This is a genomic window from Paenibacillus macerans (assembly GCF_050565405.1).
GTDB lineage: Bacteria > Bacillota > Bacilli > Paenibacillales > Paenibacillaceae > Fontibacillus > Fontibacillus macerans_B.
In genome coordinates this window covers 18,552-40,646 of sequence record NZ_JBNYYG010000014.1, presented here as the reverse complement: position 1 = coordinate 40,646, position 22,095 = coordinate 18,552, and the positions used below count along the sequence as shown (strand labels likewise).

The window sequence follows — 22,095 nt, the reverse complement described above, 5'->3', positions numbered from 1 at the left end:
AACGAAAGAGCTGCCCCGAAAGACGCCGAAGCGACTTGAGACAGCTCTGCCGGATCTTTCGTTATGGCTGCACGTCTGCCGGGGGCTCTTGCATCCCGCGGTCGCCTTGCGGTCTCATGCCGCCCCGGCCGCCGCCTCCGCCGCCCGGACCGCGATTGGCATTGCCGGTCGTAACTCCCGATTCGTTCAGCCAGGTCGTGATGCTGTCGGTAATATCAAACGCAACGGCCTTCGTGCCTCCCGCGTACTTCCCGTCCGCATACATGCCGTCCCGTTGGCTGCCGGTCGAGCTTCCCCCGGTATACAAGGCATAGGAGCCTTGTTTCAGATCCGGCGAACTGAGGATGACGGTCTGGTAGTTTTTCGCCGGCGCGAAGGTCATGATCTCGTTGCCTTCGCTATCTTCCAGGTGAACCAACGTTCCCGCCTGCTGCGTTTCGGGGAAGGTCATCGCCACCGAGTACTGGCTCGAGGCGTCGGATGGAGCCTGCGCCATCCCCGAGCTTCCCGCCGCCGCCAAAATGCCGCCGGTCAGCTCGAAGCTGCCGTCGTAATCCAGCGTCCCGTTGCCGCTCGAGGTCGGACCGCTCACCAGGACCGTGCCGCCGCTCATCGCGATCGAACCGTTGGCATCCAAACCGTCGCCTACGGCATTCACGTATACATATCCGCCGCTGATCGCCAGCAGGTTGCTTGCCGATTCGCTGAACGCGTCTTGTGCTTCGCTGCCGCCCATCGCGGCGGCGTCATTGCCTCCCGAGACGTTTACGCCGTCGTCCGAAGCGCTCAGTCGGATTTCGCCTCCCGACACCGTAATGTCGCCGCCTTCGAGGCCTTCGTAGCTCTTCGTGATGTCGATGCTGCCGCCCGCGATCGCTAGCGCTGCATCGGCATGGATGCCGTCGTCCCCGGAGGCGATGCCGAACTTGCCGTCCAGGACGCTGACGTTAGCGTTGCCGTGAACGGCATCGTCCGCGGAGTCCAGCGTAAAGCTGCCGTTGTTGACGATGATATCTCCGCTTCCTTTCAAGCCTTTCTTGCTCTGCGATTCCGTTTCGGCGGCCGCGGTCGTCGTCGCGGATGTTTCGGTCGTCTCAGCCGCCGCTTGCCCGGCGTCCGCGGGATTCATGGCGCCTGGCTTGCCCCATTGGCCGCCCTGGCCGTTATCCCGCGTTTTCGCTTCGCCGTTCTCGTTCCCGCCGCCCGTGACGATGTTGAACGTGCCGCCATCGACGACCAGCATCGTCTCGGCCTGGATGCCGTCTGCGTCCGCCGTAATGTTAAACGCACCGCCGGCGATCGCTACAAAACCTTTCTCCGCATCGATATCGTTGGTCGATTTGATTCCGTCGCCGCCGGCCTTCACGGTGATATCCCCGCTTTGTACGGCCACCATGTCCTTGCCCAGGATGCCGTCGTCCACGGCCTCGACTTCCACCGTGCCGCCGACGATTTTCAGGTCATCCTTGCCGTTGATGCCATTGTTGTAATTGCCGGTGACCGACAGCTTGCCGGTGCCGTTGATCGTCAGGTCGGCTTTGCTGAAGATGGCCGCATTCGGCTCATCCGCGGTTGCATCCGGGAAAACGTAGGTTTTGCCGTCCGACACGACATTCTCCGTGCCTTCCCCCAGCGTAATGATCGCGTTGCCCGCCGCTTTGACGTAAATCGGGGCGCTGTCGTTATCGTGCAGCTCCACGCCGTTCAATACCAGTTGCACATCGTCTTCGTCCGCAGCTTCGACCACGATTTGCCCGTCGCTCAGCTTGCCGCTGAGGACATAGGTTCCCGCGGCCGTAATTTTCACCGTGCTGCCCGAGACTTCGGCCCCGGAACCGCTCACTGTCGCGCTTGTTCCGTTCAGCGTGATGGACGTCGAAGTCTCCGCGATCCAATCCGTCTTCGTGTCGAGCTCTTTGAACGTTACGAGGTCGGCGACGGTTGCCCCTTCCAGTTGCGCGTTTGCCGTGGAAGCCGTCAGTTCCGCCGCGGCTGTCGCCCCTTTCGCCTGATTCTCCGTAGCCGAAGCCGCTCCGCAGGCCGACAACATCGAGGCGCATAACAGCACGATCCCCCATTTGCTTTCCATGCTCCATGAACTAAGTTGATTCATCTTTCATCCATCCTTTCAGGTCGTGATTAATAGTCCGAGGTCGTAGGGCTCATCGTCAGCGAGAGGTCCAGATTGCCGTTGCGGCAGCGGATATCGTCGAGGAACTCTTTCTGATTGGTCAAGTGATCGATCGTGATGGCGTAGACCAGCTCGTACAAGCTGCCCAGCTCGGTGGTGCGGATTTTTTTCAACTCGTAGCCGACCTTGTATTTCCTGAACACCTCGTTGAACGCTTCCTCATATCCGAGACTCTCGGGGATCGTCACTTTCAGCGTTTTCTGCTGCGTTTTCCGTTCGCCGAAACGGAACCGGTTCAGCAGCACCATCAGCAGGCAAAGGATCAGGGTGAACAAAACGGCATACCCGAAGGAGCCCACCCCGCAAGCCAGACCGGCCGCCATCGTAAACAGCACATAGGAGATATCCTTCGGATCGCCGGGCGCGCTGCGGAAACGGATGATCGAGAACGCCCCCGCCAGGCTGAAGGCTCTGGCTACGTTGCTGCCGATCAAAAGAATGATGATGGCCACGATCGAGGGCAGCAGCACCATCGTCAGCGTAAAGTTTTGCGAATACCCCTGGGGGTTCGTCTTCATGTAGGTCAGGCTGATGATGCCGCCCAGCGCGATCGAGACCAGGATGGTCACGACGGCGCTCGTGAAGCTTAGATCGGCGGCCGTCAAACCGGCATTCAAGATGGAATCAAGCATAAAGGGCACTCTCCTTTTCGGTATCGCGGGATTTCAGCATTTTTTTGTACTCGTTGCCGTATTTGGAGAAGCTGGTCCGGAACATCCGGTGCTCCGAGAGCATTTTGGCCAGCCAAACCGGGACGGTCTTCTCGGCCTTCACTTCCATCAGCCAAATCCCTTCCTCGACGAGCGGTTCGCCGTAGTCGCCTAGTTCGAGCTTAAGGTCAAACCGCCGGCTTCTCATATTCGTGTCGAAGGTAATCCGCAAATCGCGGTTGTTTTTGCAGAACAAAGCCTTCCGGTCATAAGCCAGGTATACCTTCGGTTCCAATTCGTACCGCTGCAGGAAATAGGCAATTTCATGCAGGACCTGCTTGTTCATATCATTCCGGTATTCCGGTTCGTTTCCGGTCCTGACGAACTCATAGGCTTCCTGCAGCCGAAGCGCCGTTCTGCGCTTGTTGACCAGCCCGAACACCTTCTTTTTGATCTCCAGGTATACCTTTGCATCCGGGTCCGGAACGCCGTAAGCTCTCAGGCGGAGCTTCTCTTTATATTTGGGCTTGGCCAAGCTGTTGCGGATCAGGCTGTCATGCTTCGTGTCAAAATAAAGATTGCTGATGGCGTAAAACTCGTGCTGCTTGTTGTAATCGTCCGGTTCCATATAGTTAAGCAAATCATTATAGAATCGGCGGTAAGCCGCATCGTCGAATACATACTTGTTCTCGTACCGGTTGAATACCTCGATCGCCATGCGTTTCATTCCTTTCTGCTTTACGTGTGCCGCGGGTTGTCTCCGCTTGCCATGGTTGTATCTTAATCCCCGAACCTTTAATGAATCTTAATAAGGGGTCTCAAAAAGCCGGCTTTTGAAGATATAAGAAAGAATAGACGTCTCAAGCATCAGCTTCCTTATATCGCAAGAAAAACTGCCTCTAATCGCGGTCTGTCTTCCCGGAATGTACGTCGATAGATGTTTTTCTTATCACGAAGTAGTTTCACGGAGTCTAATCGGCATCGAATCTTGAATTCACCCGGGACTAGCCCATGCCTCCGAAGTATGTTTCCTGCGGATACATTTCAGTTGCTCACGTAGGATCCAGCAAGCTAACGGACACCAGGAACGCTATTGGCCCGCTTTAGGATAGTTTCCGATTCTAACGGACCGAGGAGACCTTATTTCGGGCAAAAGCGGCGAAATAGCCGCCCTGAGCGCCTGATAAGGTCTCTGGAGTCCGTTACAGCGGGAAATAGCCGGGAAATGGGCAAATAAGGTCTTTACGGTCCGTTACGCAGCCGCTCTACCGGGAGTCCCGCGCAGCCGCGCTACAGGGAGTCCCTGGCATCATCCGACCTCAAGCGTTTTGCAAAAACGCACATCGGAAGCCTAAGCTTCGGTAGCTAAAAAACCGACTTTTTGAACTTTCTTTGAAACGGCGGTTCAATTCACTCCATGTCCCGGTTAAGGTTGACTAAAGGTAATCCTGCTATAATGGCTTCATTAGAAGGATCAAAAAATCAAGCGGAGGATGGCAAACCACCATGAGAATACTAATCGCGGAAGACGAGGTCCATTTGGCCGAGGCGCTAACGCAAATTTTGAAGAAACATCATTATTCCGTGGACGTGGTTCACGACGGACGGTCGGGGCTGGATTACGCCTTGAGCGGGATTTACGATTTGCTGCTGCTTGACGTGATGATGCCGGAAATGGACGGATTTTGCGTGCTGAAAACGCTGCGGGCCGAAGGGGTTTCCACGCCCGTGATCCTGTTGACCGCCAAAGGGGAAATCGAAGATAAGGTGACCGGGCTCGACTACGGGGCCGACGACTATATCGCCAAGCCGTTTTCGACGGAAGAGCTGATGGCCCGCATCCGGGCCGCGTTAAGGCGCAAAGGCGAGGTCGTTCCGGAGGATGCGTTGAAATTCGGGGACATCGAACTCAATACGACGAACCTGAAGCTCTCCTCCCAAGGGAAGGAAATCAAATTGAACCTGAAGGAAAGCGAGTTGCTGGAGCTTCTGGTGTCCCGCAAGCAAGCCATCACGTCCAAGGAACAGATCATCGAAAAGCTGTGGGGATTCGATTCCGAGGTGGAGCACAACAATGTGGAGGTCTATATTTCCTTTGTGCGCAAAAAACTGACGTTCCTGAATTCCGCGGTTCGCATAAGCACGATCCGGAACGTCGGTTATGTATTAGAGGTGACGCCGTAATGTTTACCCAGCTGAGGAACCGGTTTCTGGTCGTGAACCTGATCACCATCTCCGTCATGATGCTCGTGGCCTTCGCCACGATTTACATCATTACTTACCGGGACGTCCAAACCGATATCGACATGGATTTGCACAAAATCATGGACTCTTATCAGAAATCCCCCGGCAAAAACGGGCCGTGGGCCGGAGGGGGACCCGACCCAACGTTTCCGCCGGACGATGGCCGCACGGAAGCCGACGGAGGATTGGCGGACAGCGGCGGCATGGCGAACGGCGGCCCGGTCGGCGGCTTGCCGTACGCCGACGGGCCTTTTGATCCCGGAGAGGCGCCGCCGGAAAGATCGGTCTCTTTCATGCTGCAAACCGACGCGGATTTCAACATGACCGCCTGGAAGTCCAAGTTCGACATGGATGAGGAATTTTACGAGCAGGCCTTGCAGAAAGCGGTGGCCGAGGATCGCGAGACCGGGCAATTCAGCCTGGACGGGAGCCGCTGGATCTATACCGTACGGCCGGCGAACGACGGCTACATGTTGGTCTTCCTGGACGTGACGGCCAGGAAAGAAATCCTGACCAACTTGATCTACACCTTCTCCGCGGTAGGGTTCCTGATGCTGGTCGCGTTGTTTTTCGCCAGCCGGTTCTTCGCCAACCGGGCGATCGCTCCGGTCAAGGAAGCTTTCAACAAACAGAAGCAGTTCATCGCCGATGCCTCGCACGAATTGAAAACTCCGCTGGCCATCATTAACACCAACGCGGATGTACTGCTGGCCAACCCGGAGGATACGATCCGGCAGCAGGCGAAATGGCTGCATTACATCAAATCGGAAACGGAACGGATGTCCAAGCTGACCCGCGACCTGTTATATTTGACCGAAATGGACGACGCCCGAGCGGCCGTGATGTTTGCCAAGTTTAATCTGAGCGAGGCCGTAGAAAGCGTCTTGTTGACGATGGAGGCGGTCATCTTCGAAAAGCAGCTGTCGCTGGAATACGACATCGAGCCCCGGCTCACGGTGAACGGCAGCCCGGAACAAATCAAGCAGGTGGTCATGATTTTGCTCGACAATGCGGTCAAATACGCCAACCCGCAAGGGACGATCACTCTGTCGCTGAAAAAGCAGCATAACGAGGCGGTACTGGCAGTCGCCAACACCGGCGAAGGCATCCCGCCCGAGCACCTGCCGCGGATCTTCGACCGATTCTACCGGACGGACGCTTCGCGAGCGCGCAAGCAAGGCGGCTACGGTCTCGGGCTGGCCATCGCCAAATCGATCGTGGAGCAGCATCGAGGCAAGATCTATGCCAAAAGCACGGTTCGCGAGTCCGCCACGTTTTATGTGCATCTCTCCTGAAAAAAAAGAAGGTGTCCTAAAAGTCATGAAATGACTGGGGACACCCTCTTTTTGCGAGTATATTCTATTCGATGTAACCTTTTTCCTTCATGGCCTCATACGCGTCTTTTTCATTTTCATCTTTGACTTGATATTCCAGCGTTCCTTCTACGATTTTGGCGCAGCGTCCGCCAAACGGCTTGAGGGACTCTTTGACTTCTTTGATCTCGGCGGTTCCCTTCAATGGATAACTGACTTTCATTTCGCAATCCACCTCCTAAGGTACAATTAGCAAAATTGGAGGCTTGCTAGATATGACAATTGTCACAATAGCCGCCGTTGTCATTCACGTCCGCCGCATATAAGCGCGTACGGTGATCGGGGCAAAAATGGCCACGATGACGGCGGCGCCAACCAGCGAGTAGGTGAGATCCATTCCCGCGGTTCCGTAATTGACCAGGTCGCGGACAGCGCTGACTAAATGCGAAACCGGATTGACGTTTGCAAACCACCGCAGCCAGTTCGGCATCGTGTCGACCGGCACGAACGCGTTGGACAGGAACGTCAGCGGAAACAGCACCAGCATCGAGATCCCCTGTACGCTGGAAGCCGTGCGCGCGATGACGCCGAAGAAAGCGAAAATCCAGCTGATCGCCCAGGAGCAGGCAATCACGAGAACTCCGGCAAGCGCCACATATCCGATGCCGCCCTCCGGCCGATAGCCCATCAGATAGCCCATCAGAAAGGTCAGCACGGTAGCGATCGTATACCGGATCGTATCGGCAAGCAGAGCACCCGCCAGCGGGGCGATCCGGGATATCGGCAGCGACTTGAAGCGGTCGAACACCCCCTTCTCCATGTCTTCGCGAAGCTGTACACCGGTGACGATGGAGGTCGAGATGACGGTCTGCACCAGAATGCCGGGAATGATCACCGGCAGGTAGCTTTTTACGTCGCCGGAAATGGCCCCGCCAAAAATATAAGTAAACATCAAGGTGAAAATGATCGGCTGGAACGTAACGTCAAACAATTGCTCGGGGGTCCGCCGGATCTTCAGTAGCCCCCGATAAGCCATCGTTAGCGAATTGCGTACCGACTGGCCGAAGCCGGCCCGATTTTTTAAGGCGCGCTCGGCGCCGGGATGAATTGCTGCCGTATTCATGCTCTTACCGCCTCCACCTGTCTTGTTCCATCTGCTTCGAACGATTCTGCTTCCTTGACGCCATGGCCCGTAATGGTCAAAAATACTTCGTCGAGCGTCGGCTTCTGCACGCTCATCTCGGCAAGCGGAATCCCAGCCTCACGGAGCGCGATCAACAGATCGGTGACCCGGTCGGCTTCGGCCATCGGTGCGGTGATCTTTCCCGCTTCGGCCGAGATATTGGACCGAACCTGAAGCACCCGTTCGATGATACGCCGGACAGACTCGATATCCTGCGGGTTTTTGGCCCGCAGTTGCAGCGACGAGGTGCCTACGGATGTTTTCAGTTCGTCCACGGTGCCTTCGGCGACGACATGGCCGCGGTCGATCACCGCGATCCGGTCGGCCAACTGATCGGCCTCATCGAGGTACTGCGTCGTCAGCAGCACAGTCGAGCCCATTTGAACCAAGCGGCGGATCGTCTCCCACATTTGCGTCCGCGTGCGCGGATCCAGCCCCGTCGTCGGCTCATCCAGGAAAATTAGCGGCGGCTGCGCAATGAGGCTCGCGGCCAAATCCAGCCGGCGCCGCATCCCGCCGGAAAAATTTTTCAGCGGCCGTTTTGCGGCTTCCGACAAGCCGAATTCCTCCAACAACTCCGCCGCCTTGCGCTTCGCTTCGGGACGTCCGAGCCCCAGCAGCCGGGAGAATATCAGCAAATTTTCCGTCGCGCTGAGCGACTCGTCGACCGATGCATACTGGCCGGTCACGCCGATCAATTGCCGTACAATTTGCGGCTCCTTCACCACATCGTGCCCGAAAATGCGCGCCGAACCGGCGTCGGGCCGCAGCAAGGTGGCCAGCATGCGGATCGTGGTCGTCTTCCCCGCCCCGTTCGGTCCAAGTACGCCATAGATCGAGCCGGTACCTACCTTCAGATCGACACCATCCACCGCGCGATGGCTTCCGTAAGTTTTCACGAGGCCCTGCGCCTCGATCGCCCAATCGCCGTTGCCCGGTGCCTTTTTCGTTATTTGTGCCATATGGAATTCCTCCTAACATTGATAGTGCAAGTTTACTGCTTACCCGCCTCCCGCAACACCTGCGGCGGATGGAAATCGGCATCCGTCCGGAGGCCGAGCTTCATTCAAAAACTCGATCAAATAAAACGGCGGTGCAGGAATAACTTCCTCGCACCGCCGTTTTATTTATAAGAAGGGGATTATAGTCCTTTATAGAGACATAACAGAAGAACAAGGAATTATAAACACTTGGAAAAAGATTGTCAAAAACCCCCGTGCTTTAGAATAAGGCGCAGGGGTTCGTGTATGATGAGCCGGCAATTAACGCAACGTCTTCAAAGCGCCGCTCCAAGCGTTCACTTGGTCCAGCATGCCGTTCAGGTTGGTCAGGTGCAGATCGGCCGGTTTAAAGACGCTGTAGTTCTCAAAGTCGGTGAACAGCGAAAGAGCTACATGCACGCGCACGTCGGCTACGGACAATTCGCCCAGGATGCCGCGCAGATGCTCGGCGGCGCGAGCGCCGCCTACGGAACCGTAGCTGACGATCCCTGCCGCTTTATCGTTCCAAGCTTCGCGGGCATAGTCGAGCGCGTTCTTCAAAGCGGCGGAAATGCTGTGATTGTATTCTTGCACGATGAACACGAAGCCATCCAGGCCGGCCAGCTTGGCGTTCCAAGCGGTTGCTTGCTCAGTCGCGTCCGCTTCGCCCAGCAGCGGCAGCTTAAAGTCCGCGATATCGACGATTTCATAGTTGGCGTCGCCGCGGGCATCGGCATGTTTCTTCACCCATTCTCCCACTTGCGGACTTACGCGGCCATCACGAGTACTTCCCAAAATAATCCCGATATTCAATTTCGACACCGTATTTTCCTCCTCGATTGTGGTAGTTCTGCTACCAAATAATTTTCCCCAAAAACCCATTAGTCACACCACCAAGCATAAATCGCGAACTTCTTCAATATCCTTAATTTGGATTATTCGAATATGAGATAATGATAGCCTAGTCAGTTCCTTTTGTCAAGCAACTAACAAAAAGTTTGTAAAAAGGAAGCCTGTTCCGGGCTGCCGACGGGTATCGCCGTCTCGGGACCGGCGATCGCGTCGAACGCGTCTCGGGAGCAAGCGATCTTCCTCGACGCTCCCGAGGAAGCCTACGCCGATTAATAGGCGCATCCGCAAATCCACGCGCACAAAAAAACCGCCGGTTCGGCGGTTTTTCTTTATGCGGCGCCGTCCCCGGCACGGAACGCGGTTTGCGGCCTGAACGGAATGGCGTAGATTCTGTATAACATGTATCCCAGGCAAGCTCCCGACGCATTGAGCAGCAAATCGTCTACGTCAAATTGGCCGATCGCGAACAGCAGCTGCGCGCATTCCAGACCCATGCTGACGGCCAGCGCATAAATAAACGTCTCGATGCCGGAGATCCCTTCTTTTTGAAACATGATGCCCAGCAAAACGCCGAACGGCAGGAAGATCGCTACATTTCCCACCAGGTTGATCAGTTCGTGGCCGGTCATCATTTCGAACGAACGCGCGATCTCCTTCATGGGGACGAGATTCCCCTCCTGCAATCTCCAGTAGACCATCCCGGGGTTATGCAAGCTGTATTGCAATTGTCTCCATAGAAAGCCAAGCCCTACGTCGTGAAACTTGAACAGGATGATTTTGACCAATAGCCATAGATACAAGGCAAACAGCACCCGGACGCTTGCGTAATTCAGCCAACTTTTCGTTTTCATTCGTTTCCCTCGCCTTCTGATGTCTAGTTTTGCAGCCTGACTACTCGCGCACGGTCACGATAATGCCGCCCATATTGTCGCCGGAGACCTCGTATTTGCCTTGCGCCGGAACCTGAATCGTCTGGTTCTTGGACACCGGATAATAGAACACCTTGTAACTTTGACCCTGAACCGTCGTGCTCACCTTCTGCCGCTCCTTCAGGTAATCCAGGTACTCCTCCAGCACCAATCCGTTCTCGTGAATGATCGCGCTGTGCGGCAGGCCGACGTAACGGAAATGCCAAGGCTCGAACTGAATGCCGGTAATCGCCGTTTTGTCGTCGGGATAACGCAGGATGAACCCGTATTTCCAGGCGTTGTCCTTCAGCCACCGGCCTTCGGGGGCCTGGTTCATTTCGGCCTGGGACGAACCGATATCCAGCGACAAGCCGAGGTTGTGCTCGCTGAATCCCGCCGGCAAAGCCAGCTTGGAGCCCATCTCGCGGTACAATTCATCTTGCTTCTGTTCATCCCGGTACCCGCTGCTGATCAGGAATTGATTGATCCCTTCCTCTCCGGCAGCCTTGACCATGGATGTGAATTTGTCGGTCAGCCGGGGGGACAGCAAAATTTTGTTGTCGAGCACGCCGAAACCGTCGATCAGCTCGGGATTCTTGACCAGGCTCACCGCCTCGTCTTCGGGATGCAGCCCTTCCGGCACGGGATAGTCTTTATTCACCAGCAGCAAATCGCCCTGATAGATCATATCGGGGGTTACCTTTATCGAAAACCCGTCCCCGGCCGACTCCCGGTCATCCCGAGAGGCCGAACCGGACTGGTTTGGTGCTGCGGCATTCCCGGCGGACGGCGGCATTTCGTTCTTGATGTCCGACATGTCCCCGAAATCGGCCATGCTCGTCTTGAATTTCGTGAACCCGTATCCGAGCAGAACCAGGATAACCAGGCATACAAACCATTTCTTCATTGCGCGCTTCCTCCTAACCTTTCTTCCTTTTTAGCATAAGGGGAACTATTTAAGAAGAAATGGGGATAAAAATAAAGTTTTTCTTAAAATTCTGCCGTCGGTGTTTCTCTGGGGAACAATTTCTCCACCGCTTCGATGGGGGCAAGAAGCGCTAACTACAAAATATGGAACATCGCCTGCCTGTCACTCCTATTATGCAATCTATATTAATAACGTATTTGCGGGTACGGTATTGGCATAAAATTGGCTTCCACCGGATAAACCGGGGAAGCCGGGTAACGATTAAACCGCGCTTCCTATGGCGACACCCCATCCCATAGCAGCAATGCCGCGTCATGCGCGAATTTCTCCAGCTCCAGCCCCTTGGGGCAAGCAGCCAGGACAGGATGATCTCGTTAAGCACGGTTTGTGTATAGAGGGTTAGCGATTGCGGATCAGTATCGCGGCGCAGCCAATGCTGCTCTTGATAAACCTTCCCCTCCCAGGATATCCTCGTAGCCGATCTGGTCGGCCGGCGGCCGCGAAGCAAGCTCCCTGGCCGCTTGGGAGATTTTTTCATAATTACTCAATGCGGTTATCCCCTCTAGAATCAAGAAATGCATATTAACATACTATTGCGTACGCAATCATATCAGTTGAGGCGGATCCCGTGACCGATCCAGTGAGGCTCCACGGTGCACGATGAGGTCTACCGTTCGTCCAACGCTTGCTCCGCCAGGATAAATCCGCCGACAATGCCGGCGTTGTCGGCCAGCTGCGGATGGACCAGATATTTATCGACCGGCGGAATTTCCACATAACTTGCGATGAGCTCCGGCAAAAAGGCTTTGACTTTCGGCAGCAGCGCCGGACTTTTCATCACCCCTCCACCCAGCACGATGATATCGGGACGAAGCGTCATCGTATAATTGTACAAAGCTTGCGCCAAATAATCGGCCAGATAATCCCACACCTCATGGTCGGGATCGATCTCGCCGCCCTTTTGGCGAAGTCTGGCTTCGATCGAAGGGCCTGCGGCCATCCCCTCCAGGCAATCCCTGTGGTAAGGGCAGGCTCCCCCGAAGAAATCCAGAGGATGGCGGCGAATCCGGATATGCCCCATCTCCGGATGGCTGAATCCCTCCAATATCCGGCCCCGAATGACAGCGCCGCCGCCGATACCGGTACCCACGGTCAAATACAGCACGCTGTCCAGACCTTTACCGGCGCCAACGGCCGCCTCGCTTAACGCCGCAATATTGACGTCCGTAGACCAGCCGGCCGGAAGGCCGTATCTCCTTTGGACGCTGCCGAGCAAATCGAATTTTCCCCAGAACGGCTTGGGCGTATTCCCAATATAGCCGTAAGTCCGGGAGCCGGGGGTCACGTCGATGGGGCCGAAGGAGCCAATCCCGATCGCTTTCAGATCAAACCGGTCAAAGAAGGCAAACGCTCTTCGCAGCGTCTCCTCCGGCGCGGTCGTCGGAAAAGAGATTCTCTCGACGACCTCGTAATCGTCGTTCCCGACGGCACAGACAAATTTGGTCCCCCCTGCTTCTATGGCCCCAAAATACAAGCAAGCCACCCCTTTCCTGAAAATATCCCTTATGGATTGAACGTTTGATTTGCTTTAATCGTTAATCATTTGCGCCAGGCCCTGCTTGGAGTCAATGTTCTTCTCCATAGCGTCCGCCTGCTTCTCCCAATCGCCGAACTTGCCGTAAGCCGAATAAATCGTCGAGCCGGTAGGCAGCTCGGGGTGCTCGTTCTCGCCGTTCGTTCCCCAGTTGACCCAGCCGGAATCGTTCCGCTGAACGATCTGATAGCGCGATACCACCTCGCTCGTGTACCACACCATGGCATAGCTGGTCTCGTCGTTAATCTCCGCGGTTTTATTGGCGCTCATCGGGAAAATGGTTTGCTCGGGAGCGTCGTTCACATCCACCGTTTTCCGGAATAAGACGTTCTCGTTCCGCTCGCCCCGATGCACCTGCCGATGCGATTCGGGAATGATCTCGGCGATATGCTCCCTGATTTCATCCGGCGTAAGAATCCCGTCCCGGATACAAAAGATTCGCCAGAAATAATCCCAGGATACCTCGTTGATATTGTCCCCGATGCTCTCCCTATATTGTTTCAGCTTGGCATTGCCCAGCTTGTCGGCGTCCGCAAGCAGCCGATGAACCCCCTCGGACAAAATATTGGCGTACAAATCGCCTTCCCGGTAATACGTTCTCCCGTAGGAAGCAAAGGAGGTGAACACCCGGTTGCCTTGCCCGCTCTCGAATTCGTCCCCGACGGTAATTTTGTTGACGACCGGAATGCCGTCCACCGTGGTGGAAAAATCGTCGACCTCGTATTTTCTCCGGAACCAGGGCGAATTGTAGAAAAACTCCCAGGTCACGGAAAACTTCTTCCCTTTCAGATTTTCATCCAGGCCGTCGGGCACTTGTCCATTCATGCGGTACCGGCAGTAGACCGGGCCTTCGGCCTCAATGACGTACTCCACCTTCGTATGCTCCGGCGGGTTGATCAGCCCGTTCTTCGGGGTGAAGAAGGGGCCGTAAAATCCCCCGATCGCATTGGAATAGTTCTTGATTAAATTTTTCCGCTCTTCCTTGGCTTCAAAATACCGGATACCCCATTTGCCATAAGAGGTGCCATCGGCGGTACCGGAGCACAGCTCCAGAATATAGTAGCCGGTATCCAGTCTACGGAAGCCGTCCGCCTGCACGACTTCGAGCTGCCTAATGCCCTGAAACTCATCGGACCGGGCCAAGGATTCGTCCCCGGCGTACAGCCAGTACGAGGCAACCAGGCGATCCATGCTGACGATGTAGACGATCGACGCTTCCCGGACAAATTCCCCGTCAAGCATCACATCGACGAGTTGAAAGGGGACCTTACGGTCCTGATCGTCGCGCAGCTCAAGGCTGCCCGGGTGAACCCGGTAATCGGAGAAATTCAGCTTGGTGATGACCGGTTCATTTGTCCGCGGTAGATGGTCCGGATTGTTCAGCATAATTTGAAATTTATATTTGAATGCTTGTTCTCGCGTATCCAAGGTAATAACCTCTCTTCATTCTAAGTTGGGCTAAGCGCTGCTGATTAGCTGCGGGTTATTTCAATTTTAAAGAGAACGGGAGTTTTTTGCCCTTCTGGGCATCGATCAGGACGGCGATCAGAATGATCAGGCCTTTGACCAGCAGCTGCCAAAATGAGCTGACGCCCATCAAATTCAGGCCGTTGCTCACTACGCCGATGATCATGACGCCGAAGATCGTTCCGCTGATGCGGCCCCGGCCGCCGGCCATGGATACCCCGCCCAGCACGCAGGCTGCGATGGCATCCATTTCGTAGCCCTGGCCTACCGAAGGCTGGCCCGAGTACATTCTCGCCGAGAGCACGATACCGGCCAGCGCGGAGAGCAGGCCGGCCAGCGTATACACCGCAATCTCCACCTTCTTGATCCGCACGCCCGAGAGACGGGCCGCTTCCCGATTGCCCCCGATCGCATAGATGTTGGTTCCGAATTTCGTTTTGTTCAACAGCACAATAAAGATCACGATCAGGATGATCATATATAGAACCGGCAGAGGCAGAAATCCGAACAGCTTGCCCGTCCCCAATTGGGTATAGGCATCGTTGGTAATGCGGGCCGACCGACCGCCGCTGTAGATATAAGCTATCCCTTGGGCAATGTTCATGGTCGCTAAGGTCACGATAAAAGCGGGCAATTTAAATTGAGTGATGATGACCCCATTAAAAAATCCGAGCAGCGTGCCTATCGACATGCCCAGCACAATCGCCACAGGCATTGGGATGCCGTTATTCACCATAAAACCGACGGTCAAGGTTCCGGAGACGGCTACAATGGCGCCCACGGAGAGGTCGATGCCGCCGAGAATCATGACCAGCGTCATGCCGAGTGCAAGAAAGACGTTATTGGATACCTGGCGCAGCACGGTAATCAAATTATCCGTCGTCAGGAAGACCGGCGACACAATAGATAAAATCACGCATAAAATCAATAATACGAATATAATGCCTATATTATTTCTGAGCATCGCTGTTACAGCGCTATTTTTTGTTCTCATCGGTTTCTTATCCTCCTGTCGCATAGCGCATAATGTTCTCCTGGGATAGCTCCTCCCGGCTTAGTTGCGCCGCTAGCTTGCCGCTCCGCATAACGCATACTGAGTCGCACATATTGATAATTTCCGGGAGATCGGAGGAGACCATAATAATCGCCAGCCCCTCACCTGCCAACCGGTTGATGATCGAATAGATCTCCGATTTGGCGCCGACGTCGACCCCGCGGGTAGGCTCATCAAGAATCAGAAGCTGCGGCTTGGTTGCCAACCATTTGGCAATGACCACCTTTTGCTGGTTGCCACCCGATAAACTGGACACCTCGATGTCCGGCGAGGCGGTCTTAATGTTCAGGTCGTTTACGTATTGGCCGATCTGCCGGCTTCGCTTTTTCTCGCTGACCAGAAACCGGTTGCTCATCAATTGATCCAGATTGGTTAACGTGATATTAAAGCCGACCGAGTTATCGAGGACCAGTCCCTGGTCCTTACGGTCTTCAGGCACCATGGCGATCCCCTTGTCGATGGCCTGGCGACAATTTTTGAAGCTTACCTCTTCGTCGTTCAGATAAATCCGTCCCCGGTTATGCCTGTATGCTCCGAAAATCGTCTGCATCAGCTCGCTTCTGCCCGCCCCCACCAGGCCGGAAAAACCGAGAATCTCGCCTTTGCGCACCCGGAAGGAAATGTCTTCGAATACTTTATCTCTGGACAATCCCTCCACCTTCAGCACTTCCTCATCCTGTACGGAATAGGTGCGGGTATAGAAGCTTTCCAGCTCCCGGCCGACCATCATCGCAACCAAGTCCTCCGTGTTGGTCTCGGAGGTCCGCTTCGTTCCGACATAGCTGCCGTCCCGAATAACCGTGATGCGGTCTGCCATTTTGAACAACTCCTCCAGCCGGTGCGAGATATAAATAATGCCGACGTTTTGCTGCCGCAGCTTCTTCATCGTGACAAACAGGCGGCTTACCTCCTCATCGGACAGCGAGGAAGTCGGTTCATCCATCACCAGAATCTTCACATTGAAAGAAATCGCCTTTACGATTTCAATAAGCTGCTGCTGGGCAACCGTCAATTCGCCCACCAGTGTAGTGACATCTATGCTCAGCCCGAGCTGCTCGATCATGCGTTTGGCCTGGTCCCGCATCATCTTCTCGTCCTTGAACCCCCATTTATTGACCGGCTCGCGGCCCAGGAAAATATTTTCGGCCACGCTCAGATATGGCACAAGGACGATTTCCTGATGAATAATGCCGATCCCGTAAGCCCGAGCGCTTTGGACGCTATCGATATTAGCGGCCTCGCCGCCGATAAAGATCTGCCCCCGGTCCGGTTTATGGATTCCGCCCAGGATTTTGATCAACGTCGATTTGCCGGCGCCGTTTTCTCCCAACAAGGCGTGAATCTCGCCGGCTTTCAGTTCGAAGTCGATCCCTTTTAACGCGTGGGTTCCCCCGAAGCTTTTGGCGATTCCATGCATCTCTAGCAGATTGTCTGCCAAGGTTGTTCACCTCCGTAGCGTATTATCTTAAAAAAAATTTAGAATGCAAGGAACGCTTGCATTCTAAATAAGGCGCTTATTGCCACTTGCCGGCGGTTTCTTTCGCCATTTCCTTCGTGACGATATGAGAAGGCAACAGAACTTCCTTGCTTACCGCTTCGCCTTCCAAATGATCGACCGCCATACTGAAGGAAGTCTCGGCGATTTGAATCGGCACCTGAGCCGAGACCGCCGTGAACGAGCCGTCAAGCAAGGCCTCCTTGCCGTCCGGGGAAGCGTCGATGGAATACACGCCGATGTCGGTTCTGCCGCTGGCCTTAATCGCCGCCGCCACACCCAAAGCGGATGGGTCGTTGATCGCAAAGAAAGCGTCGATATCGGCATTCGCCTGGATGATGTCTTCGGCAATCGGCATCGAGGCATCCAAGGCGGCCTTGCCGTCCTGCTGGGCCACAATCTCAAATTTTGAAACTTGGGAGCCAAGGCCTTCCATGAAGCCTTTTACCCGCTGAACACAGCTTTCATTGGAAGGAAAATCCAAAATCGCGATTTTCGCACCATCCGGATAATCATTAACCATTTGTTGGCCCATCAGTTTACCAGCCATGAAGGCGTCGGTGGCGACGATGCTCTTCACCAGGTCTCTATCTTCTTTAATGACGGCTGTATCGACGTTGAATACCGGGATATTGCGGTCACTCATCGCTTCTAGGCCCTGGCGGATTCCCGCGGAGTCGACCGGGATGACGAACACGGCATCAAAGCCCTGGTTGGCGGCGTCCGACATTTGATTGATCTGTTTGTTCAAATCATAATCCGGGTCCAGCATCGTATATTTGTAGCCTTTTTCCTTGGCCAATCGTTCGTAGGTTTCGTTCATGGCCGTTTGGAACGTGTTATTCTGGGTATTCGTTAAAAATGCAAAGCTGTAAGTCTCGTCGCCGCCCTTATCTCCGTTCCCTGCCGGATTCGCTGCTTCCGTGCCTTTTCCGTTGCTGCAGGCCGCAAGCGCCAATACGGTAAGCGCTATCAAAGCAAGCTTAAAAAAATGTTTGTTCACAATAAACCAGCCCCCCAAGGTGAATTTGTGCTGAAAGAACGTCCACGGTTTGTTCACTGTGTGCACAGTTTGCACTGCACAATAAACCGTTTCCAATTTCTTTACGTAAAATGTATCATATGGCCAGTGTTGTGTCAAACATTTTATTTGTTATTTAACTAAACTTAATATTTTTTTTATTATTTACGTAATTTTTTTCAAAATTAGTTCTTCGATTTCCGTAGGAGCTGGCTCTAAAATAATATTTTTCCAGGCTTTCAGCAGATTTTTCGATTCCACGACATAGGGCTGTACCCCGATATACTTATGCCGGTCGCGTCCCAGCAGCGCCTTGGCGGTCGCCAAACCTACCGCAATACCTTGCTCGTAAGGTCTTTGCGAGGACAGGCCTTTAACCATCTCTTCTTTGGCCAAATACGTGGCGATCTCGGTGTCCAAATCGAAGGTAAAGATGGCCACATCCTCCCGCTTCAGCTCCTTAAGCGCCTTGATCGCCTCCAGCGCCGGGCCGTCCCATGAGATATAGAGCCCTTGGATTTCCGGATGGTCCCTAATCATTTTCTTGCATACTTCATACGTTTTCTCGATCTGGTAAAAATATTGCTCGTCGACGATTTCAATATTGCGAAAATTGCTGCGGATCGTGTCGTTCGCCACGGCATCCCTTAAATGCGTCCCGTAAAACGGGGCGCCGTGCCCGATGAACCCGATCTTTACGTTCTGTTCGTTTTTAAAATAATTGCCAAGCAGGAGCGCCGTATTTTGGCCGTTCTCCCGTTCATTGACCGAGACGCAGCAGGAGTATTGGTCTTTAGTCATGCCCTCCGGCACATTGCTCATAAAAATCAGCTTCGTTTCCGCCGAGATGCTCTGGAACTTCTTCGCGGTCAGCTCATCGTCGACCGGAATAGCGATAATCGCGTCCGGCTTTTGCATCCGCAAGCCTTCCAACTGCGTAACCTGTAGATTGGGGTCGAAATTGGCATTACTAATGGAAATAATGGATATGCCGTACTTGTCCAAAATATGGCGGATTCCGTTTTCGTACAACCTCGTCCAGGCCGTGCCGCCGTAATGAAAGGAAATGCCGACTTTATAGGAGCCGCCGGTCAGTTTTTCGGCCTCTTCCTTGGACAGCGTCAATCCCTCGGGCGAAACCGGCTTCTCGCCAAACGGCCCCTTGCCGATCACCTGGGTCGACTTCTGAATGGAAAACTCCATCTGAACCTTGATTTCCCGGGCTTCCCCCGGACCGGGATCGAGCTTGTTCAGCAGCAACGAGACCGCTTGCAAAGCCATCTCCTTCGTATCCTGCTTCAGCATGGTCAACGGCGGATTGATAATTTCCGACCATTCCTCGTCGCCAAAGCCAATGACCGAAACGTCGGCCGGCCACTCCAGCCCCAGCTTGTTCAAAACCTTGAGCAGATTGAGTGTGATCCGGTTGCCGCTGGCCACAAAGGTCGGATTTTTGTGGTTGACCCGGACTTCCCTGATTCCTTTTTCGAAATCCTCCAGCCGGTTCTGATCGACTTCGATCAGAAGGTCGTTGCGGAAAGGGATTTTATAAGAGCTCAACGCTTCACGGTAACCCTCCAGTCGATCCTCAATGCTGGAAAAGTCGCCTTTCTCGATGATCAGGGCAATTTCCTCATGTCCGGATTTCAATAGATGAACGCATCCTCTGTATATGCCTTCCTTGCTGTCCGACAGCACTTTGTCGACACCCTTGAGATTCACCTTGCGGTCCAGGAACAAAAAGGGGATTTGCTGCTGCACCAGCTTCTGGAACGGCTTCGCCTCGGTGCTGGCCGGTACGATAATGAGCCCCGCGATCCGCTTGTTGTTCAGGATATTGGTAATAATATTCTTCTCCTGAGTAATATCGTCATGGTGGAGATACACCGTCAGGTTATAGCCTTGCTCCGTCAAACAGGACGAAATGGCGGAAGCCAATTGCGAATACAGCGTCCCCCACAAGCCCGGTAAAATTAAAGCGATCTCCGATTTCTTGCCGATTTTGAATTTACCGTCGGTGATCGCAGTTTTTTTGTCGTAGCCCAATCGCTTGATGACGGCTTCCACTCTCTCTACCAGTTCCGGACTAACATAACGGGTCTTATTAATGACATGGGATACCGTAGCTATCGAGACATCGGCTTCTTTGGCTATCTCTTTAATTGTTGCCAATTTTTACACCTCACCTGGAATTTACGTAAATTTTTAAAAAAATTGTAGCATTTTACGCCTGTCCGGTCAATTAAATCCGGAAAACTCGCTAATTCCTTACTGAAAAGAGGGAGGATGGAGATTTTTTACGTATATGTATAGAAGCGCGACGGCCGTCATCCGCGAATGCTTCAAACGCCTGCCGAAGTAGTGCCATTTTTTTCCTTATATGTTCGCCTGCATTCTTCAAATGGCCAACTCGTACAGTTTTCCCCCAACCCAAGGGCCGTCCGCTATGCTACGTTATTTCAGCAGGTGCCGCGCATGCGCTCATTTCTTGTAGAAAAGAACGCCCTGGCTTAGAATAGGGATAAATTCCACCGGGAAGAGGCGAAGTCATGGAGGGCAATCTGTTAATGATCGAAGACGACCCCGCCATCAGCACGATGGTCAAGGATTACTTGGCTAAAGAGGGCTATGGCATCACCGTGGTCCATGACGGCGAGCACGCGCTTCGGCAATTCGCGTCGGAGAGCTACGATTTAGTGTTGCTGGATCTGATGCTGCCTAAACGAAGCGGGCTGGAGATTTTGGAGCATATTCGCAAAGAGAGCAGCGTCCCGATCCTGATCCTGTCCGCCAAGGACAGCGAGGTTGACAAAGCGCTGGGGCTGCGGATCGGTGCCGACGATTACATCGCCAAACCTTTCTCGCTGATGGAGCTGGCGGCGCGCGTACAGGCCTCCATCCGCCGGGCCACGTTATACTCGAATCGGGGCGGGGCCGGTCAGGAACCCGCCTCGCAGCTGCTGTCCATCGGCGAAATGACGGTCGACCCCGATAATTTTACAGTGACCAAACGGGACAAGGAGATTTTGCTGACGCCGAAGGAATTTCAGATCCTGAAGCTGTTCCTTCAGCATCCGACCCGGGTATATACGAAGGCGATGCTCTACCAGCAAATTTGGAATGAGGAATATTATAACGACGACAACGTCATTAACGTACATATGAGACGGCTGCGCGAGAAGATTGAGGACGATCCGTCCAATCCCCGTTATATCCGTACGCTGTGGGGCATCGGTTATCGGCTGGGGGAACGGTAAATGCCCGGGTTCGGGTGGTTGCTGTTGGTCCCTATCGCCGTCCTGGCGATGCTGTACATACATGAACGCAGGACAAACCGCGCTCTTCGCAGGGAGTTGGCTTATATCAACAAGAAGCTCGAGCCTCTGACCGATATCCGTCATCCCCTGTCGCGGGAACGCATCCTTACCCATACGCCCCTTCCCGAGCTGCGGGAGCTGCTGCAGGCGATCAATGCCCTGCTTGACCGAGCCGGCCAATCGGCTGCGGACTACGCCGGTACGGAACGGGCGATGCGCATGATGTTATCGAATGTCTCGCATGATTTGAAGACGCCGCTCACCGTCATTATGGGCTATGCCGAGATGCTCTCGCAGCAGGCCGACCTGCCGGCGGAGGAACGCCGGCGCATGCTTGGGGAAATTCATAAGAAGACCGTTCAGGTGCATGAGCTGATTAACACCTTTTTCGATTTGGCGAGGCTCGAAGCGGATGATTTGGACCTCCCCCTGTCGGTGATCGATGCGGGGGAACTAAGCCGGCAGCGTATCCTGGCTTATTTCGACCTTCTCTCCGAGCGAGGCTTCCAGGTCGACATCGGCCTGCCCGAGCACCCGGCGTGGGTGTATGCCAACGAAGAAGCTTTAACCCGCATCCTGGACAACCTGCTGTCCAACGCGATGCGTTACGGGGCGGAAGGCCGCTATCTGGGCTTGTCGCTCCAGCTGTCGGAGAAGGACGTGCACCTCCGGGTGACCGATCGGGGCCGCGGCATTTCGCGTACGGAACAAACCCGGGTGTTCGAGCGGATGTATACTATGGAGGACTCGCGCAACCGGAATATGCAGGGCAGCGGGCTGGGCCTGACCATCGCCAAGCGGCTCACGGAACGATTGGGGGGCACCCTCGGGCTGGAGAGCACGCCGGGCATCCGCACCTGCTTTACCGTCACCCTCCCCCGCTCGGAACGGCCTTGAT

20 protein-coding genes are annotated in these 22,095 nt (G+C 54.4%); 4 read left to right on the top strand and 16 right to left on the bottom strand.

The window, feature by feature from the left end; translation table 11 throughout:
• Positions 1-61: 61 nt before the first annotated feature.
• The 3 genes from ACQ4N8_RS11220 to ACQ4N8_RS11210 are packed head-to-tail and all read right to left on the bottom strand — an operon-like array spanning position 62 to position 3,559.
• A complete protein-coding gene (locus ACQ4N8_RS11220) occupies positions 62-2,113 on the bottom strand; it encodes a carbohydrate-binding domain-containing protein (protein WP_430704442.1) in 2,052 nt (683 codons plus the stop codon).
• 26 nt (positions 2,114-2,139) lie between these two features.
• Positions 2,140-2,823 (bottom strand): DUF4956 domain-containing protein, encoded by a 684-nt coding sequence (locus ACQ4N8_RS11215; protein ID WP_430704441.1) that lies wholly within the window; start codon positions 2,821-2,823, stop codon positions 2,140-2,142.
• Entirely contained in the window at positions 2,816-3,559 is a 744-nt protein-coding gene (locus ACQ4N8_RS11210) for a polyphosphate polymerase domain-containing protein (RefSeq protein ID WP_430704440.1), read from the bottom strand. Before ACQ4N8_RS11210 ends, ACQ4N8_RS11215 begins: the two co-directional genes overlap by 8 nt.
• A 788-nt stretch (positions 3,560-4,347) precedes the next feature.
• On the opposite strand from ACQ4N8_RS11210, the gene ACQ4N8_RS11205 reads away from it, so the two are divergent.
• Together ACQ4N8_RS11205 and ACQ4N8_RS11200 are read left to right on the top strand one after the other, a co-directional pair.
• Positions 4,348-5,025: a response regulator transcription factor gene (locus tag ACQ4N8_RS11205; protein ID WP_430704439.1), complete on the top strand. Its 678-nt coding sequence runs from the start codon at positions 4,348-4,350 to the stop codon at positions 5,023-5,025.
• Positions 5,025-6,380, top strand: coding sequence for a sensor histidine kinase (locus ACQ4N8_RS11200; protein ID WP_430704438.1), 1,356 nt, complete (start codon positions 5,025-5,027; stop codon positions 6,378-6,380). Before ACQ4N8_RS11205 ends, ACQ4N8_RS11200 begins: the two co-directional genes overlap by 1 nt.
• Positions 6,381-6,444: 64 nt before the next feature.
• On the opposite strand, the gene ACQ4N8_RS11195 is transcribed toward ACQ4N8_RS11200, so the two are convergent.
• From ACQ4N8_RS11195 to ACQ4N8_RS11135, 13 genes are all read right to left on the bottom strand, one after another.
• Entirely contained in the window at positions 6,445-6,621 is a 177-nt protein-coding gene (locus ACQ4N8_RS11195; RefSeq protein ID WP_430704437.1) for a hypothetical protein, read from the bottom strand.
• 84 nt (positions 6,622-6,705) lie between these two features.
• A complete protein-coding gene (locus ACQ4N8_RS11190; RefSeq protein WP_430704436.1) occupies positions 6,706-7,521 on the bottom strand; it encodes an ABC transporter permease in 816 nt (271 codons plus the stop codon).
• Positions 7,518-8,543 carry an ATP-binding cassette domain-containing protein gene (locus ACQ4N8_RS11185; protein WP_430704435.1) on the bottom strand — a complete coding sequence of 342 codons (1,026 nt, stop codon included), beginning with the start codon at positions 8,541-8,543 and terminating at the stop codon, positions 7,518-7,520. The genes ACQ4N8_RS11190 and ACQ4N8_RS11185 overlap by 4 nt, the downstream gene beginning before the upstream one ends.
• A 300-nt stretch (positions 8,544-8,843) precedes the next feature.
• Complete coding sequence (locus ACQ4N8_RS11180) at positions 8,844-9,383, bottom strand: NADPH-dependent FMN reductase (RefSeq protein WP_430704434.1); 540 nt, start codon at positions 9,381-9,383, stop codon at positions 8,844-8,846.
• Positions 9,384-9,742: 359 nt separating this feature from the next.
• Positions 9,743-10,264 carry a VanZ family protein gene (locus ACQ4N8_RS11175; RefSeq protein ID WP_430704433.1) on the bottom strand — a complete coding sequence of 174 codons (522 nt, stop codon included), beginning with the start codon at positions 10,262-10,264 and terminating at the stop codon, positions 9,743-9,745.
• 40 nt (positions 10,265-10,304) lie between these two features.
• Positions 10,305-11,228: a M15 family metallopeptidase gene (locus ACQ4N8_RS11170; RefSeq protein ID WP_430704432.1), complete on the bottom strand. Its 924-nt coding sequence runs from the start codon at positions 11,226-11,228 to the stop codon at positions 10,305-10,307.
• Between the two features lie 434 nt (positions 11,229-11,662).
• Positions 11,663-11,797 carry a hypothetical protein gene (locus ACQ4N8_RS11165; RefSeq protein WP_430704431.1) on the bottom strand — a complete coding sequence of 45 codons (135 nt, stop codon included), beginning with the start codon at positions 11,795-11,797 and terminating at the stop codon, positions 11,663-11,665.
• A 119-nt stretch (positions 11,798-11,916) separates the two neighbouring features.
• A complete protein-coding gene (locus tag ACQ4N8_RS11160; protein ID WP_430704430.1) occupies positions 11,917-12,783 on the bottom strand; it encodes an ROK family protein in 867 nt (288 codons plus the stop codon).
• A 54-nt stretch (positions 12,784-12,837) separates the two neighbouring features.
• The gene (locus ACQ4N8_RS11155; protein ID WP_430704429.1) at positions 12,838-14,271 is read right to left on the bottom strand and encodes a hypothetical protein; all 1,434 of its coding nucleotides are present in this window, start codon (positions 14,269-14,271) and stop codon (positions 12,838-12,840) included.
• Between the two features lie 55 nt (positions 14,272-14,326).
• Positions 14,327-15,304, bottom strand: coding sequence for an ABC transporter permease (locus tag ACQ4N8_RS11150; protein ID WP_430704428.1), 978 nt, complete (start codon positions 15,302-15,304; stop codon positions 14,327-14,329).
• A 7-nt stretch (positions 15,305-15,311) separates the two neighbouring features.
• Positions 15,312-16,802, bottom strand: a complete 1,491-nt coding sequence (locus ACQ4N8_RS11145; protein WP_430704427.1) for a sugar ABC transporter ATP-binding protein — start codon at positions 16,800-16,802, stop codon at positions 15,312-15,314.
• 76 nt (positions 16,803-16,878) lie between these two features.
• Positions 16,879-17,862, bottom strand: coding sequence for a sugar ABC transporter substrate-binding protein (locus ACQ4N8_RS11140; protein WP_430704426.1), 984 nt, complete (start codon positions 17,860-17,862; stop codon positions 16,879-16,881).
• Positions 17,863-18,045: 183 nt separating this feature from the next.
• The gene (locus ACQ4N8_RS11135; RefSeq protein ID WP_430704425.1) at positions 18,046-20,052 is read right to left on the bottom strand and encodes a LacI family DNA-binding transcriptional regulator; all 2,007 of its coding nucleotides are present in this window, start codon (positions 20,050-20,052) and stop codon (positions 18,046-18,048) included.
• Between the two features lie 377 nt (positions 20,053-20,429).
• Here ACQ4N8_RS11135 and ACQ4N8_RS11130 point away from each other — a divergent pair, with 377 nt between their 5' ends.
• Together ACQ4N8_RS11130 and ACQ4N8_RS11125 are read left to right on the top strand one after the other, a co-directional pair.
• On the top strand, positions 20,430-21,137 hold the full coding sequence (locus ACQ4N8_RS11130) for a winged helix-turn-helix domain-containing protein (RefSeq protein WP_430704424.1): 708 nt from the start codon (positions 20,430-20,432) through the stop codon (positions 21,135-21,137).
• A complete protein-coding gene (locus ACQ4N8_RS11125) occupies positions 21,138-22,094 on the top strand; it encodes a sensor histidine kinase (protein ID WP_430704423.1) in 957 nt (318 codons plus the stop codon). It begins immediately after the preceding gene.
• Position 22,095 lies beyond the last annotated feature (1 nt).

Excerpts from the sequence above, each read along its gene's own strand:
- ACQ4N8_RS11215 (WP_430704441.1), bottom strand. The coding sequence starts at position 2,823 with ATGCTTGATTCCATCTTGAATGCCGGTTTGACGGCCGCCGATCTAAGC.
- ACQ4N8_RS11210 (WP_430704440.1), bottom strand. The coding sequence starts at position 3,559 with ATGGCGATCGAGGTATTCAACCGGTACGAGAACAAGTATGTATTCGAC.
- ACQ4N8_RS11195 (WP_430704437.1), bottom strand. The coding sequence starts at position 6,621 with ATGAAAGTCAGTTATCCATTGAAGGGAACCGCCGAGATCAAAGAAGTC.
- ACQ4N8_RS11125 (WP_430704423.1), top strand. The coding sequence starts at position 21,138 with ATGCCCGGGTTCGGGTGGTTGCTGTTGGTCCCTATCGCCGTCCTGGCG.
- ACQ4N8_RS11185 (WP_430704435.1), bottom strand. The coding sequence starts at position 8,543 with ATGGCACAAATAACGAAAAAGGCACCGGGCAACGGCGATTGGGCGATC.
- ACQ4N8_RS11175 (WP_430704433.1), bottom strand. The coding sequence starts at position 10,264 with ATGAAAACGAAAAGTTGGCTGAATTACGCAAGCGTCCGGGTGCTGTTT.
- ACQ4N8_RS11200 (WP_430704438.1), top strand. The coding sequence starts at position 5,025 with ATGTTTACCCAGCTGAGGAACCGGTTTCTGGTCGTGAACCTGATCACC.
- ACQ4N8_RS11205 (WP_430704439.1), top strand. The coding sequence starts at position 4,348 with ATGAGAATACTAATCGCGGAAGACGAGGTCCATTTGGCCGAGGCGCTA.
- ACQ4N8_RS11190 (WP_430704436.1), bottom strand. The coding sequence starts at position 7,521 with ATGAATACGGCAGCAATTCATCCCGGCGCCGAGCGCGCCTTAAAAAAT.
- ACQ4N8_RS11130 (WP_430704424.1), top strand. The coding sequence starts at position 20,430 with ATGGAGGGCAATCTGTTAATGATCGAAGACGACCCCGCCATCAGCACG.
- ACQ4N8_RS11150 (WP_430704428.1), bottom strand. The coding sequence starts at position 15,304 with ATGAGAACAAAAAATAGCGCTGTAACAGCGATGCTCAGAAATAATATA.
- ACQ4N8_RS11220 (WP_430704442.1), bottom strand. The coding sequence starts at position 2,113 with ATGAATCAACTTAGTTCATGGAGCATGGAAAGCAAATGGGGGATCGTG.
- ACQ4N8_RS11170 (WP_430704432.1), bottom strand. The coding sequence starts at position 11,228 with ATGAAGAAATGGTTTGTATGCCTGGTTATCCTGGTTCTGCTCGGATAC.